Origin of the sequence: Nonomuraea sp. NPDC050202 (assembly GCF_040656115.1) — a bacterium.
Classification (GTDB): Bacteria; Actinomycetota; Actinomycetes; order Streptosporangiales; family Streptosporangiaceae; genus Nonomuraea.
This window is the reverse complement of the sequence record NZ_JBFALF010000010.1, coordinates 76,483-91,559: the sequence shown is the minus strand read 5'-3', so window position 1 is coordinate 91,559 and position 15,077 is coordinate 76,483. Positions and strand designations below refer to the sequence as shown.

The following is a 15,077-nucleotide window of genomic DNA, read 5'->3' as shown; positions in this document are numbered from 1 at the left end:
CCCCTAAGCTAGAGAGCATGCCGGAGTACATCTACACGCTGCAGCGCGTGCGCAAGGCGCACGGCGACAAGGTTGTGCTTGACGACGTCACGCTGTCGTTCCTGCCCGGGGTCAAGATCGGTGTCCTGGGGCCGAACGGCACCGGAAAGTCGACGCTGCTCCGGATGATGGCCGGCCTGGAGCAGCCGTCCAACGGTGATGCCAAGCTCATGCCGGGCTTCACGGTGGGCATGCTCCAGCAGGAGCCGCCGCTCAACGAGGAGAAGACCGTCCTCGGCAACGTGCAGGAAGGCGTCGCCGAGACGATGGCGATGCTCCAGCGCTACAACGACATCGCCGAGCAGATGGCCACCGACTACAGCGACGAGCTGCTGGACGAGATGGGCAAGCTGCAGGACCAGCTTGAGCACCGCAACGCGTGGGACCTCGACAGCCAGCTCGAGCAGGCCATGGACGCGCTGCGCTGCCCGCCGCCCGACGCCGAGGTGAGCAAGCTGTCCGGTGGTGAGCGGCGCCGGGTCGCGCTGTGCAAGCTGCTGCTGGAGGCGCCCGACCTGCTGCTGCTCGACGAGCCCACCAACCACCTCGACGCCGAGAGCGTGCAGTGGCTGGAGTCGCACCTGGAGAAGTACGCGGGCACGGTGCTGGCCGTCACCCACGACCGGTACTTCCTCGACAACGTCGCCACCTGGATCCTCGAGCTCGACCGGGGCCGGTGCTACCCGTACGAGGGCAACTACTCCACGTACCTCGACATGAAGGCACAGCGGCTCAAGGTCGAGGGCCAGAAGGACGCCAAGCGCAAGAAGCGCCTGGAGGACGAGCTGGAGTGGGTCCGGTCGAACCCCAAGGCCCGCCAGACCAAGAGCAAGGCCCGACTCCAGCGGTACGAGGAGATGGCCGCCGAGGCCGACAAGTTCCGCAAGCTGGACTTCGAGGAGATCCAGATCCCGCCGGGCCCGCGCCTGGGCACCACGGTGATCAAGGCCGACGAGCTCACCAAGGGTTTCGGCGAGCGTCTGCTCATGGAGAACCTGACGTTCGACCTGCCGCGTAACGGCATCGTCGGTGTCATCGGCCCGAACGGCGTCGGCAAGACCACGCTGTTCCGCATGATCACCGGTGGGGAGACCCCCGACACGGGCTCGATCACGGTCGGCGACACCGTGAAGATCTCCTACGCCGACCAGAGCCGTGGCGGCATCGACCCGACCAAGAACGTCTGGGAGGTCGTCTCCGACGGGCTCGACCACATCAAGGTCGGCAACGTGGAGATGCCGTCGCGGGCGTACATCGCGGCGTTCGGCTTCAAGGGCCCCGACCAGCAGAAGAAGGCCGGCGTGCTGTCCGGTGGCGAGCGCAACCGGCTCAACCTGGCGCTCACGCTCAAGCAGGGCGGCAACGTGCTGCTGCTGGACGAGCCCACCAACGACCTCGACACCGAGACCCTGTCGTCGCTGGAGAACGCGCTGCTCGACTTCCCGGGCTGTGCCGTGATCACCTCGCACGACCGGTGGTTCCTCGACCGCATCGCGACCCACATCCTGGCCTGGGAGGAAGGGTCCAACTGGTTCTGGTTCGAGGGCAACTTCGCGGACTACGAGAAGAACAAGATCGAGCGGCTGGGCGCCGACGCGGCACGTCCGCACCGGGTGACCTACCGCAAGCTGCACCGCGACTGATATCGGCTGCGGCCGGCTGACAACCCGTGGATCATGCCCCTGGCGGCGTGATCCACGGGTTGTCCGCATGTGTGCGGCTGTCTGGCTGTGCGGGTGGAGTTCGCGGAGGCAAGGAGCCGGCCAGCGGATGGAGACCGCGGCCGGAACGGCTGCTCAGGGATTGGTCAGAGCGGCTTGCGCGACGGCAGGGTGCTGATCGTCCCCGGTACGGCGGGCGAGCGCGAGCACGCAGCCGAGCGTGAGGACGAGCAGGGCGATGTAGTACCCCACGACGGGCCAGTGGCTGCCGCCCCCGCTGATCAGCAGCCACTGGGCGACCAGCGGGGTGGACCCGCCGATGATCGTGCTGCAGAGCTGGTAGGAGACGGAGATGCCGGTGTAGCGCACGCGTACGGGAAATGCCTGGGCCAGGAAGTTGGCGAGCAACGCGTAGTACGAGGCCCCGGTGACCACGCTGAGCGCGAGGGCGACCCCGACCAGGAGCGCGTCCCGGCTCGTGATCAGCAGGAACATCGGGACGGCGACCAGGATGTTCCCGGCCAGGGCGCCCGCCATGACCCGCACGGCGCCGACCCTGCGGGCGACGAGGGCGGCGACCGGTTGCCAGAAGAACTGCAGGATGAAGATGACCAGCAGGATGTCCAGCATGGTCTGGCGGGCGATGCCGAGGTCGGTGGTGGCCCACGACACGACGAACGTGTTCGTGAAGTAGGCCGCGGAGATTCCCAGCGCGCTCGCCCCGATGCCCAGGACGACCAGCGGCCATGCCGTCCGGAACAACGTCACGAGAGGCACCCTGACGGCCGGCTCCGCCTCGCGCGCCGCGCGGAACTCGGCGGGCTCGTGCACCGTGAGCCGGATCACCAGCCCGATCACCACGAGCAGCACCGACAGCAGGAACGGCACGCGCCAGCCCCACTCCAGGAAGGCGCCGTCGGGCAGCCGCCCCACCACCAGGAAGACGAGGGTGGCCAGGATGGCGCCGGCGGGCGAGCCCTGCTGCACCCACATGCCGGCCATGCCGCGCCGCCCCTGCGCGGTGCTCTCGGTGGCCATCAGGACGGCCCCGCCCCATTCGCCGCCCACCGCGATGCCCTGCAGGGCACGGAGCAGGACGAGCAGCAGCGGCGCCGCGTACCCGATGGACGCGTAGGTGGGCAGCACGCCGATCAGCGTGGTGGCCGATCCCATCAGGATCAGGGTGATGACCAGGACGTTCTTACGCCCGATGCGATCACCGACGTGCCCGAACACGATGCCGCCGAGCGGGCGGGCCAGGAATCCGACCCAGAACGTGGCGAACGCCGCCAGCGTCCCGGTCCCGCTGCCGGACTCGGGGAAGAACAGGGTGCCGAAGACCAGGGCCGAAGCGGTGCCGAAGATGAAGAAGTCGTACCACTCGACCGCCGTGCCGATGAACGAGGCGATCGTGGCGCGTCTGCTGTGACGCGCGGCGGGGGTGCTGTCGGGCATGGTGCGGATCCTTTTGATGCGCGCAGGAGAAGGATCGGGCGTGGCGGGTGTGGGCACGTCACGTCCGTGGTGTCGCCCGCTCCCCCGAACACGGCGACGTGATCAGCCCGTCAAGTCTGCGCGACCCCAAGGGATACAGTCCAGTACCTGTGTGCCTGGCCATCATGCGTGGGGCCCATGATGCACGGCGAGTGCCGAGCTGCCGCCGCGCCCTGATGGACTGCGAGCGTCCCCGCCCGGAGCGCTCCCCGCGATGCCGCGCGCCCCAAGCTGCCGCTCCCCGCGGTGCGGCACCGCGATGTGGGTCGCCGTGGTGCGGCACCGCGATGTGGGTCGCCGTGGTGCTGCGCCGGCGCGTGGACGCCGGCAGCAGCACCTCGACAGCGGTCAGCTTTCGGCGCCGACCGTGGCCGGAGCGGGGGCGGGGCGCCGCCGCCACGGCCCGTTGAACATCACGATCGCCGGGACGAACAGGACGAGGCAGCCCAGCGCCACGAACAGCCACGTCTGCCAGTTCGTGGCCTCGACCACGTGCGGGATGACCAGCAGCCCGATCACGGCGATGCCCTTGCTGAGGAACCCGAACAGCCCCCACGCGGTGCCCTGCAGCCGCGGGTCGGCGTCCTCCGCGTCCTCGGAGTAGTTGGCCATCCAGGGCGCGTACGCGACGCCGAGCGAGCCGCCGAGCAGCGCGCCGACCACCATGAGGGTGCCGGTGGAGACGCCTTCCTGGCCGAGCGAGACGGCCAGGAACGCGGTGACGAGCACGGCCGCGACCGTACCGCCGAGGCAGAACGGCTTGCGGAGCTGCGTACGGTCGGACAACCGCCCGGTCACGATCAGCGTGATCAGGTTCAGGCTCCAGAACGCCGCCATGATCGTGGAGGCCTCGGCGCTGCTGATGCCGAGCGCGCCGACCAGCATCGTCTGGCCGAACAGCGACAGCGTGATGTAGAGCACCAGCCACAGGGAGATCCCCACGACGTGCGCCCAGATGTTGCGCCGCACGAACAGCGAGCGCACGCGGGCGGGCTGCGTCAGGTCCACCACGTCGGTGCCGGCCCGCTCGGTGTGCTGGATCCTGGCGCGCAGCTCGGGCGAGAGGTCCGCGATGTTGAACGCGATGACCGCCGAGATGACCAGCGAGAAGCAGCCCATGATGACGAACTGCGAGCGCCACGAGTCGTTGAAGATCGGCAGGGTCCATCCAGCGATGGCGGCGGCCAGGAAGTTCGCCCCGACGGGGCCCCAGGTCCAGAAGCCGAACGCCTGGGCCCGCCCCAGGCGCGGGGAGAAGTCCCGGATCAGCGGTGCGGTGCTGGCCATGGCCACGCCGTCCACGAACGCCAGCACGATCCTGGCGATCAGCAGGTCCCTGGGGCTGTGCACGAGCGTCATGGCGAAGCAGCACACGGCCGTCAGCGCCATGAGCGGGATGAGCAGCCGGACCCGGCCGAGCCGGTCGGTGAGCCGGCCGCCGAGGATGGAGGCGATCGCGCCGGCCACGGCCGCCGCGCCTGACACGGCGCCGTACGTGGTCAGCGTCATGTCGAGGTCTTCGAGCAGCAGGGGGACGACGGGCGCGATCTGCCCTTCGTAGGAGCCGATGAGGATGGCCAGCACGGCCATCGTGAGGATCTTCATGCGGCGGGCGCCGGTCGGGTACTCGTCGAGCTCACGGACGTAGGACAGCCTCATGGCTAGCCTTTCTGGTCGGGCTGGACCCCCGTACGTTCTAGAAGTGCACTCTAGAATTCCTTTCTGTGATGCTGCTCCTCGCGCCGAGTGCCCGTCAAGGGTGAGCGGCTAGAATGAAATTCTAGGATTCCGAATGTGAGGAGCCCCCGCGTGGACCTGGAACTGGACGGGCTGGAAGTGCACTTCGACCACACGGCCGTGGCCGCGCCCCGGATCATGGATCTGCTGCCGATCTACCGTGACCTGCTCGGCGGCCGTCACCTGGGCGGCGGTGGTGACAACCGGATCGCCGGCTACCGGACCCTGCAGCTCACCTACGGCAACGGCAACAAGGTCGAGCTCATGGAGCCCCTGGCCGGGTCCACGTTCTTCGACAGCTTCTTCGAGCTCACGAGGGGCCGGGGCGGCGTCCACCACCTGAACTTCCACGTCGACGACCTGGACGCGGCCGTGGCCAGGCTGACCGGACGCGGCTATCGCCTGCACGGGCTCAACCGCTCCGACGCGCGCTGGCAGGAGGTGTTCCTGTACCCCAAGGAGGCGCACGGCGTGCTGATCCAGCTCGCCCAGCCGGGGCGGCGCGACCCGCACGAGCCGCGCCCGGCCCTGGAGGAGGTGCTGGCCGGACGAGGCAGGAACGGCAACGGCATCCCGAGCCCTTGAGCCCCGGCAGAACTTAGATCTAGAGTGTGATTCTAGAACTAGGATTGGGGAGGCCGATGAAGCCGGCACCTAAGCCCACACCGGAGACCCAGCCGTTCTGGGACGGCACGGCCGCGGGCGAGCTCAGGATCCAGCGCTGCAAACCGTGCGCGCGGCACTATTTCTACCCGCGGCCGAGCTGCCCGCGCTGCGGCGGCGACGAGGTCGAATGGGTGCGCGCCAGCGGTCGCGCCACCCTGTACTCCTACGTGATCAACCACCGCCCGGCGCCCGGCTTCGAGGACGAGGCCCCGTACGCCATCGCCGTCGTCGAGCTGGAGGAGGGCGTGCGCATGATGACGAACCTTGTCGGCGTGCCGAACACCCCTGAACACCTGGAGCTGGACATGGAGCTCCGGGTGGTGTTCGAGCGGCGCGGGGACGTCAGCGTGCCGCTCTTCGAGCCGGTGGGAGGCGCCGGATGACCGTCGTGATCGCGGGCGCCGCCGAGACCGACGAGGTGGGCCGCCTGCCCGGCCACTCCACGATGCAACTGCACCTGGAGGCCGCCAGGAACGCCCTCGCCGATGCGAGCATGACCATCCACGACATCGACGGCGTCGCCACGGTCGGCACCCCAGGCCCGATCCAGATCGCCCACGCCCTCGGCATCACACCCGCCTGGCTGGACGGCACGGGGGTGGGCGGCTCGTCGTTCCTGTTCCACGTCCGCCACGCGGCCGCGGCCATCAAGGCAGGGCTGTGCCGTACCGTGCTGATCACCCATGGGGAGTCGGGGCGGTCGCGGGTCGGGGCAGGGCGGTTCGGGCTGGGGGCCGACTCGTTGCTGGGGCAGTTCGAGCTGCCGTACGGGGTGGTCGGGCCGCCCACCTCGTTCACCATCACGGCGCTGCGCTACATGAAGGAGACCGGCCTCACGCACGAGCAGCTCGCCGAGGTCGCGGTGGCGCAGCGGCGGTGGGCGCACCGCAACCCGCGCGCCCTGTACCGCGACCTCATCACGGTCGAGGACGTGCTCGCGTCGCGGCTGGTCGCCTACCCGTTCCACCTGCTGGAGTGCTGCCTGGTGACCGACGGCGGCGGCGCGCTGATCGTCACCTCCGCGGAACGCGCCCGCCGCTCCCCGGTCTACCTGCTGGGCTCGGGTGAGGCCGCCGAGTCGCCGATCATCTCGCAGATGGAGGACTTCACCACCTCCAAGGGCTTCCGCCTGTCGGGCGAGGCCGCCTTCGCCGAGGCCAAGATCACCCACGAGGACGTGGACCACCTCATGGTGTACGACGCCTTCGCCCACGTGCCCATCTACGGCCTGGAGGACCTGGGCTTCGTCGGCCGGGGCGAGGCCGGCGCGTTCATCGCGGAAGGGCACACCTCGCCCGGCGGACGGCTGCCGCTGAACACCAACGGCGGCGGCCTGTCGTACACGCACACCGGCATGTACGGCATGTTCGCCATCCAGGAGTCGGTACGCCAGCTCCGCGGCGAGGCGGCGGCCCAGGTGCCGGACGTGGAGGTGAGCGTGGTGCTGGGCAACGGCGGCATGTTCGCCTCGGCCGCGACCCTGGTGCTCGCCAACCGCCTGCCCTGAGGTGGCACGGGATGGAACGCCTTCCTGGGTAGAGGGACACTCTGCCCAGGAGGAGGGATGCGCCATGCCGAAGTTCATGGACGTGCACAGTGGATTCGTCGGCGCCACGGAGGAGCAGCTCCGCGCCGCCCACGAGCGTGACCTCGCGATCGAGGCGGGGGAGGGGGTGCACTTCGAGCGCGCCTGGCTCGACCCGGACTCGGGGAAGGTGTTCTGCCTGTCGTCGGGGCCGTCGAAGGAGGCGGTGCTGCGGGTGCACGACAAGGCCGGGCACCCGACGACGGAGATCTACGAGCTGCCGGTCGAGGTGGAGTAACCCACCGAAACGAAACGGGCGGCCCCAGGACCGCCCGTTTCGCGCGCCGATCGCCTGAGCGCCGATCGCCTGAGCGCCGATCGCCTGAGCGCCGATCGCTCCAGTGCCGATCGCTCCAGTGCCGATCGCTCCAGTGCCGATCGCTCCAGCGCCGTTCGCCCCGCGCCACCGTCCCGCTCGGCATCGCCTCAGCGCCAGGTGATCAGGGCGTCCAGGGCCTCGACGCGGGAGCCGCTGACGAGCAACGGGTTGATCTCCAGGGACTCCAGCCCGTCGCCCAGCGACTCGGCGAACGCCGCGACCCGGGCCACCACGTCCGCCACCGCGTCCAGGTCGGCGGGCTCGCTGCCCCTGACCCCGTTCAGCAGCGCCGCGCCGCGCAGCTCCGTGAGCGCCGTACGCGCCTCGCTAGCGTCCACCGGCAGCACGCGCAGCGCCGTGTCGCGCAGCACCTCCACCCAGACCCCGCCCAGCCCCACGGCCAGCGTGAGGCCCCAGGCCGGATCCCGTACGACGCCGACCAGCAGCTCGATCCCGCCACGGCGCTGCGGCTGGACGAGCACGCCGTCCAGCGACGGCACCGCGGCGACGATCTCCCGGTACGCCTGCCGCACCTCCTCCGCCCCGCCGAGCCCGAGCCGGACCCCGCCGACGTCGCTCTTGTGCCCGAGACCCTCGGCGGCCGCCTTGAGCACCACGGGACAGCCGAACCGCTCCGCCGCCGCCACCGCCGCCGATTCGTCGCGGGCCAGTTCCGACGGCACCACCGGCAGCCCGGCGGAGGCCAGCAGCGCGGCGGCCCGGTGCTCGGCCCACACCCCGCGCGCGCCCTCGGGCGGCGCGACGGCGCGGGGGAGCGGGGCCGGCCGGGACAGGACCCGCTCACGCTGCTCCGACCAGCGCACGGCCGCCCCGATGGCGTGCAGCCCGTGCTCGATCCCGCCCGCCACGTACGGGAACCCGGTCTCCGCCTGCACCCGCCGCCCGAACTCGGTCACGTCGGTCAGCACGTTGCTCACCACCACGACCGGCACCGGCGAGGAGGCGATCCGCCCCGCGCTGGCCGCGTACGTGGCCAGCACCGGAGCCGGATCGGGCGGCGCCACCTTGGGCGGCTCCGACAACAGCATGATCAGGTCGATCCGGGGGTCCGCGGTCACCGCCTCCAGCGCCCGGCCGAGCAGGGTCCGGTCGATGAGCACGTACCCGGTGACGTCGAGCGGGTTCTGCACGGTGCCGAAGGCCGGGACGATCTCCGCCAGCCGCGCCACCGTCTCAGGCGCGAACGGCGGCAGCTCCAGCCCCTCGTCCTCGGCCCGGTCCGCGATGATCTCCGAGGCGCCGCCCGACGGGGTGACGACCCCGATCCGCCGTCCCGGCAGCGGCCCCGAGGAAGCCAGCAGCCCGGCCGTGATGATGAGGTCCTCCAGCGAACGCACCCTGATCACGCCGAGCTGCCGCAGTGCCGCGTCGATGACGTCGTCGTCGCCCACCAGCGCGCCCGTGTGCGCCTGCGCGGTGTGCGAGGCCAGCTTGCTGCGCCCGATCTTGAGCGCCACGATCGGCTTGCCCGCCTCCAGGGCCCGCCGCGCCACGCGGGAGAACTCGGCCGGGTTCCTGATCGATTCCAGGAACAGCGCGATGACCCTGGTCGCCGGGTCGTCCACCAGGTAGCCGATCACGTCCGTGACGGTCACGACCGACTCGTTGCCCATCGACGTCAGCAGGCTGATCCCCACGTTGCGGGCCTGCGCGAACCCCAGCACGGAGCTGGCCAGCGCCCCGCTCTGCAGCACCACGCCGACCGCGCCGCGCAGCAGCGGCGGGGGGATGGGCAGCCCGTACGGTGTCACGCCGGCGGCCGCGTTGATGTAACCGTTGCCGTTGGGCCCCAGGATCGTCAGCCCGTTCTCCGTGGCGAAGGCCGCGATCTCCGCCTCCAGCCGCGCGCCCTCCTCCCCGGCCTCCCCGAAGCCGGCCGTGAGGATCACGTAACACCGGATCCCCAGCTTGGCCCCCTCCCGCAGCACGCCGAGCACGGCCGCGGTCGGCACCATCACGTACGCCAGGTCCACCCGCTCGGGGATCTCCGTCAGGCTCCGGTACGCGGCCTGGCCGTGCACCACGCCGCCCCGCGGGTTGACCAGGTGGACGGGCCCGGGGAACCCGTGCGCACGCAGGTTGGCCAGCGTGCTGATCGACCATCCCGACTTGTCCGTGGCCCCCACCAGGGCGATCGAGCGCGGATTGAACAGCTCCCCAACCGACATGTACGTCATTCCCCGATGAGTCCGAGCCGGGCGTGGCCCTTGATGAGGTTGCGGGCGATCGTACGGCGCTGGATCTCGTCGGTCCCCTCGAAGATGCGCAGCAGGCGCAGCTCCCTGTACCACCGCTCGATCGGCAGCTCCTTGGTGTACCCCATACCCCCATGGATCTGCAGCACCCGGTCCACGACCTGGTTGGCCATGACGGCGCCGTTCAGCTTGGCGATCGAGGAGGCGTGCCGGGCGTCCAGGCCCTCGCCCACCCGCCAGGCCGCGTACAGCGTCAGCCACTTGGCCGCCTCGATCTCCACCTGGGAGTCGGCGATCATCCACTGGATGGCCTGGTAGTTGGAGATGGTCTGGCCCATGGACTTGCGGATCTTGGCGTAGTCGATGGCCATCTGCAACATGCGCTCGGCCGACCCGATGGCGCGTGCCGGGATCATGTAGCGGCCCTGGCCGATCCACTGCATGGCCAGCTCGAAGCCCTTGCCGAGCTCGCCGAGGATGTTCTCCTCCGGCACCCGCACGTCCTCGAACACGAGCGAGGCCGGGCCCCACTGGCCCATGGTGGGGATGGGCTCGGACTTCCAGCCCATGTCGCGGTCCACCAGGAAGCAGGTGACGCCGTGCTCCTCGGCCACGGCGAAGACCATGACGAAATCCGCCTCGTTCCCGCCCGTGATGAACGTCTTCTCGCCGCTGATCACCCACTCGGAGCCGTCGCGTACGGCCTTGGTGCGGATGTTGCGGGCGTCGGAGCCGGCGCCGGGCTCGGTGATCGCGAAGCAGGAGCGACGCTCGCCCTCGATGGTGGGGATCAGGTAGCGCTGCTTCTGCTCCTCGTTGCCGGCGTAGAGGATGTTGTCGGCGCTGCCGCCGAACGAGAACGGCACGAACGTGCGGCCGATCTCCATGGCGATGATCGCGGACATGATCGGGCCGAGGGCCGCTCCGCCGTACTCCTCGGGGGTGTTGATCCCCCAGAAGCCGGACTTCCTGGCCTTGGCGCGCAGGTCGCGCAGGACGTCGGGGTCCAGGCCCGGGCGGCCCTCGCGCTCGTTGCGCAGGACCTCGGGCTCCAGCGGCATGACCTCCTTCTCGATGAAGGTGCGGACGGTGTCGCGGATCTGGCGTTCCTCGGGGGTGAGCGAGAAGTCCACAGCCGCCTCCTGGTGCAATTTCTAGAATCCTTCTCTAGGAAGACATTCTAACCGTTACGGCTCTGTGTCAAGAATCTGATTCTAGAATTTCGGCGGCTAGGATGGCGTCATGGCACGCAAGTCCTCGTGGGAGTGGAGCCGTACGGCGCAGACCCGCAAAAGCATGCTGCAGGCGGCGCGCGAGGTCTTCAGCGAGCACGGCTTCGCCGAGGCCAACGTCTCGGAGGTCGTCGCCCGCGCCGGCTCCAGCGTGGGCAGCCTCTACCACCACTTCGGTGGCAAGACCGAGCTCTTCCTCGCCCTGTACGAGGACCACCAGGCCGCCCACGAGCAGGCCTCCGCCTCCAGCGTGGCCAAGGCCAGGAAGGAAGGGGTCTGCGACCCGGTGGAGCTGCTGATCGCGGGGGCGCGGGCGTACCTCGCGGGGGCGTGGGAGCGGCGCGACCTGGTTCGCCTCTTCATCGACGGCGACGGCCCCCCGGGCTTCGAGCTCATCCGCCGCACGCGGGGGCGCGAGTGGGTCCGGCAGAACGCGGTGCTGCTGGGCGCGGGCGGCGACCCTCTCGACCGCTTCACCGTGGCCGTCCTGACCAGCATCATCGGCGAGGCCGCCCGCGAGGTCGCCACGTCGGACACCGAGGAGGAGGCCCGGGAGGTCATCGAGGCCGCCATGACCTTGATCCACCGCCTCGACCCCCTCCGGGCCCTCGACGAGACCTGACCCCTCCCACCCCCTCTCGCCCCACGGGCGCAGGGCGGTGGGCGTCCGGCATGCCGCCGGCGGTGCCGAGGCACGCGGCGGCGGAGCGGGCGGGCCGTAGGTAGGTGCGCCGTTTCTTGGGTGCGTCATAGGTGGGGGCGCCCTCGCCGGACCGACGCCGGGTCGGTGCTCCGCGCGACGCGGGCGATGCTGAGGGGAGTGCCGTCCCGCCGGCGGGTGGGTGGCGTGGTGGGGAAGGGACCACCCGCCCGCCGGGAGGCGTTCGGCCAGAGGGTCAGGTGATGGTCGCGCGGCCCCGGTCGATCACCACGGTCCCGTCGTCCTTGGCGGTCCTGAACAGCACGTCGGCCCCGTCCACCCAGATCGACACCGTGAGCGACTCCCCGGGGAACACCGGGCTGGAGAACCGCCCCGACATGGCCTTGAACCGCCCCGGATCGGACCCCGCCACAGCGTGCAGCAGCGCCCGCCCCGTCACCCCGTACGTGCACAACCCATGCAGGATGGGCCGGTCGAAGCCGGCCCTGGCCGCGAACGACGGGTCGCTGTGCAGCGGGTTGTAGTCCCCCGACAGCCGGTAGATCAGCGCCTGCTCGGGCAGGGTCGAGTAGGTGACCTTGTGGTCGGGCGCCCGGTCGGGCGGCGCCCACGTGTCACGCGGCCCCCGGTCCCCGCCGAAGCCGCCTTCGCCCCGGATGAACACCGAGCTCCGCGAGGCGATGACGAGCTCCCCGGTCTCCAGGTCCACGGCCCGCGCCTCCGAGGTGACCAGCGCGCCCGAGCCCTTGTCGTAGATGCCGGTCACCCGTGACGTGGTCCGCACGCCACCGGCCGCGGGCAGCTCGCGGTGCAGCTCGAAGCCCTGTTCAGCGTGGACGAGCATGGCCGGGTCGTAGTCGCCGAGCCGCCGCCCGGGAGCCTGGGCGGCCAGGACGGCGAACGTGGGCAGCACGCGCTGCTCCTTCTCGGTGGTGAACTCCAGCTCCGAGGTGCCCGCCCCGACGCCGAGCGCGTACAGCATGGTGTCCTTCGCGGTCCACGTACGCTCGTGCACGGGCCCGTCGGCCCCGATCAGCGAGTGGTCGAGTGCCATGGCGGGTCAGTCCTCCCGTCCGGGGATGCGGCCGTTCGTCAGCGCGTTGGGCGCGGCCTTCTCGACCAGGGCGGGGATGACGGAGCCCAGCTCGGCCGGGTCCCAGCGGCTGCCCTTGTCGGCCTCCGGCCCGGCGTGCCAGCCCTCGGCCACGCTGATCTTGCCGGCCCGCACGTTGAACACGCGCCCGGTGATCCCGCGCGCCTCCGCGCTGGAGAGCCAGACGACCAGCGGCGCGATGTCGTCGGGGTCGGCGCCGGTGGCGCCGGCGGGCATGAGGTTCTCGGTCATGCGGGTGAGCGCGGCGGGGGCGATGGCGTTCACGGTGACGCCGTACCGCTCCAGCTCCCTGGCGGCGATGATCGTCAGGCCCGCGATGCCGGCCTTGGCGGCGCCGTAGTTGCCCTGCCCCGGGTTGCCGTAGATGCCGGAGGACGAGGTGGTGTTGATGATCCGGGCGTCCACCCGTTCGCCCGCCTTGGCCTTGTTCCGCCAGTAGGCCGCGGCGTGGCGCAGCGGGGCGAAGGTGCCGCGCAGGTGCACCCTGATGACGGCGTCCCACTCGTCGGCGGTCATGTTGACGAGCATCCGGTCGCGCAGGATGCCCGCGTTGTTGACCAGCACGTGCAGGTCGCCGAAGTGGTCGACGGCGGCGCGGACGAGCCGCTCGGCGCCGTCGAAGTCGGAGACGTCCTCGCCGTTGACGATGGCCTGCCCGCCCATGGCCTCGATCTCCGCCACCACCTCGGCCGCCGCGCCCGACGAGCCGGTGCCGTCCACCTCCGCGCCCAGGTCGTTGACCACCACCTTCGCCCCCTGCCTGGCGAATTCCAGCGCGTGTCCCCGTCCGATGCCCCTGGCCGCACCGGTGACGATCACCACGCGGCCTTCGACGATCCCGCTCATCCGACACCTCGATCCTTGACCGGCTGACGTTTTGAATTGGATTCTAGTATTAAAATCTAGAAAGGACAGGGCCCTTGCCGGCGACGACCACCCCCACCCGTGACGCCTGGCGAACGTTGTCGGTCGTGAGCCTGGCGAGCGTGCTGACCGGGCTCAGCGGCAGCGCCATCAACGTCGCGCTGCCCGAGATCGCCAGGCACACCGGGGCCGGCGCCACGGCCGCGAGCTGGATCCTCCTGGGCTACCAGTTGACCACGACCGTGCTCATGGTGGTGTTCGGCCGGCTGGCCGATCTGTTCGGCAGGCGCAGGATGTACCTGCTGGGGCTGGCCACGTACACGCTGGCGGCCCTGCTCGCGGGCCTGGCGCCGAACGCGTGGGTGATCGTGGCCATGCGGGTGCTGCAGGCCGTGGGCGGCGCGATGTTGCTCACCAACAGCGCCGCCCTGATCAGCGACGCCTTCCCGCGCGAGCGGCTGGGCGAGGGGATGGGCGTGTACGTGGCCTCGTTCTCGATCGCCGGGCTGATCGGGCCGACGCTGGGCGGGGTGCTGGCCGAGAGCCTGGGCTGGCGGTGGGTGTTCTGGTTCAACGTGCCCGTCGGCCTGCTCTGCCTGCTGTGGGGCGTGCTCGTGCTGCCCAGGCCGCCCAGGGCCGAGCACGAGGGCGGGCTGGACGGGCCGGGGAACGTCCTGGTCCTGGCCACCCTCGGCGGGCTGCTGCTGGCGCTGTCGGAGTTCACCCGGCTCGGCTGGGACCATCCGGTGGTGCTGGGCGGGCTGGCGGCGTTCGTGGCGGGGCTGCCGCTGTTCCTGCTCAGGGAGTCGCGGGCGGCGCATCCGGTCGTGGACCTGACCCTGTTCAGGGAGCGGGCCTTCGCGTTCGGCACGCTGGCCTCGTTCCTCAACGCCGTGGCGCGCATGGGCATGGTCTTCCTGGTCGCGCTCTACTTCCAGGCCGTGCGCGGCGACGATCCCGTGCAGGCGGGGCTGAAGGTGCTGCCGCTGGCCGTCGCCGCCATGATCGGCTCGGTGAGCTCGGGCTTCCTGCAGCGCCTGATGAGCGCGCGCACGCTCGCCGTGGCCGGCGCCGCGACAACCACGTGCGGGCTGGTCGTCATGCTGTCGGTGATGTCGGCGGACATGCCGTACCCGGCCGTGGCGGCGGGGCTCGTGCTCATCGGGCTCGGCTCGGGCGCGTTCCTGCCCTCCAACACCACCGCCATCCTGGACGGCCTGCCCTCCAACCGGCTCGGCATCGTCAACGCCATGCGCCTCATGCTGCAGAACACCGGCAACGTCGTCGGCACCGGCCTGGTCCTGTCGATCATCACCGCGCCGCTCCCCGCCGGGCTGCACCAGAGCGTGTTCGCCGGCACGCTCGCGCAACTGTCGGGCGGGGCGGTCGAGCAGCTCGTCACCGGCTACCGCTGGGCGCTGGGCTCCATGGCCGCGATCTCGGTGCTGACCGTGCTGTCCTGCCTGGCCCGGCGCAGGGCCACCTGACC

Annotated in this window: 13 protein-coding genes; 7 read left to right on the top strand and 6 right to left on the bottom strand. The window is 70.7% G+C overall.

Annotated elements, in window-relative coordinates; all coding sequences use genetic code 11:
- The first annotated feature begins 17 nt into the window (after nucleotides 1-17).
- On the top strand, nucleotides 18-1,682 hold the full coding sequence (ettA, locus tag AB0I79_RS26605) for an energy-dependent translational throttle protein EttA (protein ID WP_357877711.1): 1,665 nt from the start codon (nucleotides 18-20) through the stop codon (nucleotides 1,680-1,682).
- Between the two features lie 153 nt (nucleotides 1,683-1,835).
- On the opposite strand, the gene AB0I79_RS26600 is transcribed toward ettA, so the two are convergent.
- Nucleotides 1,836-3,155 carry an MFS transporter gene (locus tag AB0I79_RS26600; protein WP_357877708.1) on the bottom strand — a complete coding sequence of 440 codons (1,320 nt, stop codon included), beginning with the start codon at nucleotides 3,153-3,155 and terminating at the stop codon, nucleotides 1,836-1,838.
- Between the two features lie 387 nt (nucleotides 3,156-3,542).
- The gene (locus tag AB0I79_RS26595) at nucleotides 3,543-4,853 is read right to left on the bottom strand and encodes an MFS transporter (protein WP_357877705.1); all 1,311 of its coding nucleotides are present in this window, start codon (nucleotides 4,851-4,853) and stop codon (nucleotides 3,543-3,545) included.
- Nucleotides 4,854-5,003: 150 nt separating this feature from the next.
- On the opposite strand from AB0I79_RS26595, the gene AB0I79_RS26590 reads away from it, so the two are divergent.
- The 4 genes from AB0I79_RS26590 (at nucleotide 5,004) to AB0I79_RS26575 (ending at nucleotide 7,420) form a co-directional block, all read left to right on the top strand.
- Nucleotides 5,004-5,516 (top strand): VOC family protein, encoded by a 513-nt coding sequence (locus AB0I79_RS26590; protein ID WP_357877703.1) that lies wholly within the window; start codon nucleotides 5,004-5,006, stop codon nucleotides 5,514-5,516.
- A gap of 56 nt (nucleotides 5,517-5,572) precedes the next feature.
- Complete coding sequence (locus AB0I79_RS26585; RefSeq protein ID WP_357877700.1) at nucleotides 5,573-5,980, top strand: Zn-ribbon domain-containing OB-fold protein; 408 nt, start codon at nucleotides 5,573-5,575, stop codon at nucleotides 5,978-5,980.
- Nucleotides 5,977-7,104 (top strand): thiolase, encoded by a 1,128-nt coding sequence (locus tag AB0I79_RS26580; protein ID WP_357877697.1) that lies wholly within the window; start codon nucleotides 5,977-5,979, stop codon nucleotides 7,102-7,104. Before AB0I79_RS26585 ends, AB0I79_RS26580 begins: the two co-directional genes overlap by 4 nt.
- A 64-nt stretch (nucleotides 7,105-7,168) precedes the next feature.
- Nucleotides 7,169-7,420, top strand: a complete 252-nt coding sequence (locus AB0I79_RS26575) for an SCO4226 family nickel-binding protein (RefSeq protein WP_357877694.1) — start codon at nucleotides 7,169-7,171, stop codon at nucleotides 7,418-7,420.
- A 188-nt stretch (nucleotides 7,421-7,608) separates the two neighbouring features.
- Here AB0I79_RS26575 and AB0I79_RS26570 read toward each other — a convergent pair whose 3' ends face one another.
- Together AB0I79_RS26570 and AB0I79_RS26565 are read right to left on the bottom strand one after the other, a co-directional pair.
- Complete coding sequence (locus tag AB0I79_RS26570; protein ID WP_357877691.1) at nucleotides 7,609-9,690, bottom strand: acetate--CoA ligase family protein; 2,082 nt, start codon at nucleotides 9,688-9,690, stop codon at nucleotides 7,609-7,611.
- Nucleotides 9,691-9,695: 5 nt separating this feature from the next.
- A complete protein-coding gene (locus AB0I79_RS26565) occupies nucleotides 9,696-10,850 on the bottom strand; it encodes an acyl-CoA dehydrogenase family protein (protein WP_357877688.1) in 1,155 nt (384 codons plus the stop codon).
- A gap of 109 nt (nucleotides 10,851-10,959) precedes the next feature.
- Between AB0I79_RS26565 and AB0I79_RS26560 the strand changes: the two genes are divergently transcribed.
- On the top strand, nucleotides 10,960-11,571 hold the full coding sequence (locus AB0I79_RS26560) for a helix-turn-helix domain-containing protein (protein WP_357877685.1): 612 nt from the start codon (nucleotides 10,960-10,962) through the stop codon (nucleotides 11,569-11,571).
- 274 nt (nucleotides 11,572-11,845) lie between these two features.
- Here AB0I79_RS26560 and AB0I79_RS26555 read toward each other — a convergent pair whose 3' ends face one another.
- Nucleotides 11,846-12,664, bottom strand: coding sequence for a MaoC/PaaZ C-terminal domain-containing protein (locus AB0I79_RS26555; protein WP_357877682.1), 819 nt, complete (start codon nucleotides 12,662-12,664; stop codon nucleotides 11,846-11,848).
- A 6-nt stretch (nucleotides 12,665-12,670) separates the two neighbouring features.
- A complete protein-coding gene (locus tag AB0I79_RS26550) occupies nucleotides 12,671-13,570 on the bottom strand; it encodes an SDR family oxidoreductase (RefSeq protein WP_357877679.1) in 900 nt (299 codons plus the stop codon).
- A gap of 74 nt (nucleotides 13,571-13,644) precedes the next feature.
- On the opposite strand from AB0I79_RS26550, the gene AB0I79_RS26545 reads away from it, so the two are divergent.
- Nucleotides 13,645-15,075, top strand: a complete 1,431-nt coding sequence (locus AB0I79_RS26545; protein WP_357877677.1) for an MFS transporter — start codon at nucleotides 13,645-13,647, stop codon at nucleotides 15,073-15,075.
- Nucleotides 15,076-15,077: the final 2 nt, after the last annotated feature.

Bases quoted from the DNA above. Each gene is read 5' to 3' on its own strand.
- ettA (WP_357877711.1), top strand. From the start codon at position 18: ATGCCGGAGTACATCTACACGCTGCAGCGCGTGCGCAAGGCGCACGGC.
- AB0I79_RS26600 (WP_357877708.1), bottom strand. From the start codon at position 3,155: ATGCCCGACAGCACCCCCGCCGCGCGTCACAGCAGACGCGCCACGATC.
- AB0I79_RS26595 (WP_357877705.1), bottom strand. From the start codon at position 4,853: ATGAGGCTGTCCTACGTCCGTGAGCTCGACGAGTACCCGACCGGCGCC.
- AB0I79_RS26585 (WP_357877700.1), top strand. From the start codon at position 5,573: ATGAAGCCGGCACCTAAGCCCACACCGGAGACCCAGCCGTTCTGGGAC.
- AB0I79_RS26580 (WP_357877697.1), top strand. From the start codon at position 5,977: ATGACCGTCGTGATCGCGGGCGCCGCCGAGACCGACGAGGTGGGCCGC.
- AB0I79_RS26575 (WP_357877694.1), top strand. From the start codon at position 7,169: ATGCCGAAGTTCATGGACGTGCACAGTGGATTCGTCGGCGCCACGGAG.
- AB0I79_RS26570 (WP_357877691.1), bottom strand. From the start codon at position 9,690: ATGTCGGTTGGGGAGCTGTTCAATCCGCGCTCGATCGCCCTGGTGGGG.
- AB0I79_RS26560 (WP_357877685.1), top strand. From the start codon at position 10,960: ATGGCACGCAAGTCCTCGTGGGAGTGGAGCCGTACGGCGCAGACCCGC.
- AB0I79_RS26555 (WP_357877682.1), bottom strand. From the start codon at position 12,664: ATGGCACTCGACCACTCGCTGATCGGGGCCGACGGGCCCGTGCACGAG.
- AB0I79_RS26550 (WP_357877679.1), bottom strand. From the start codon at position 13,570: ATGAGCGGGATCGTCGAAGGCCGCGTGGTGATCGTCACCGGTGCGGCC.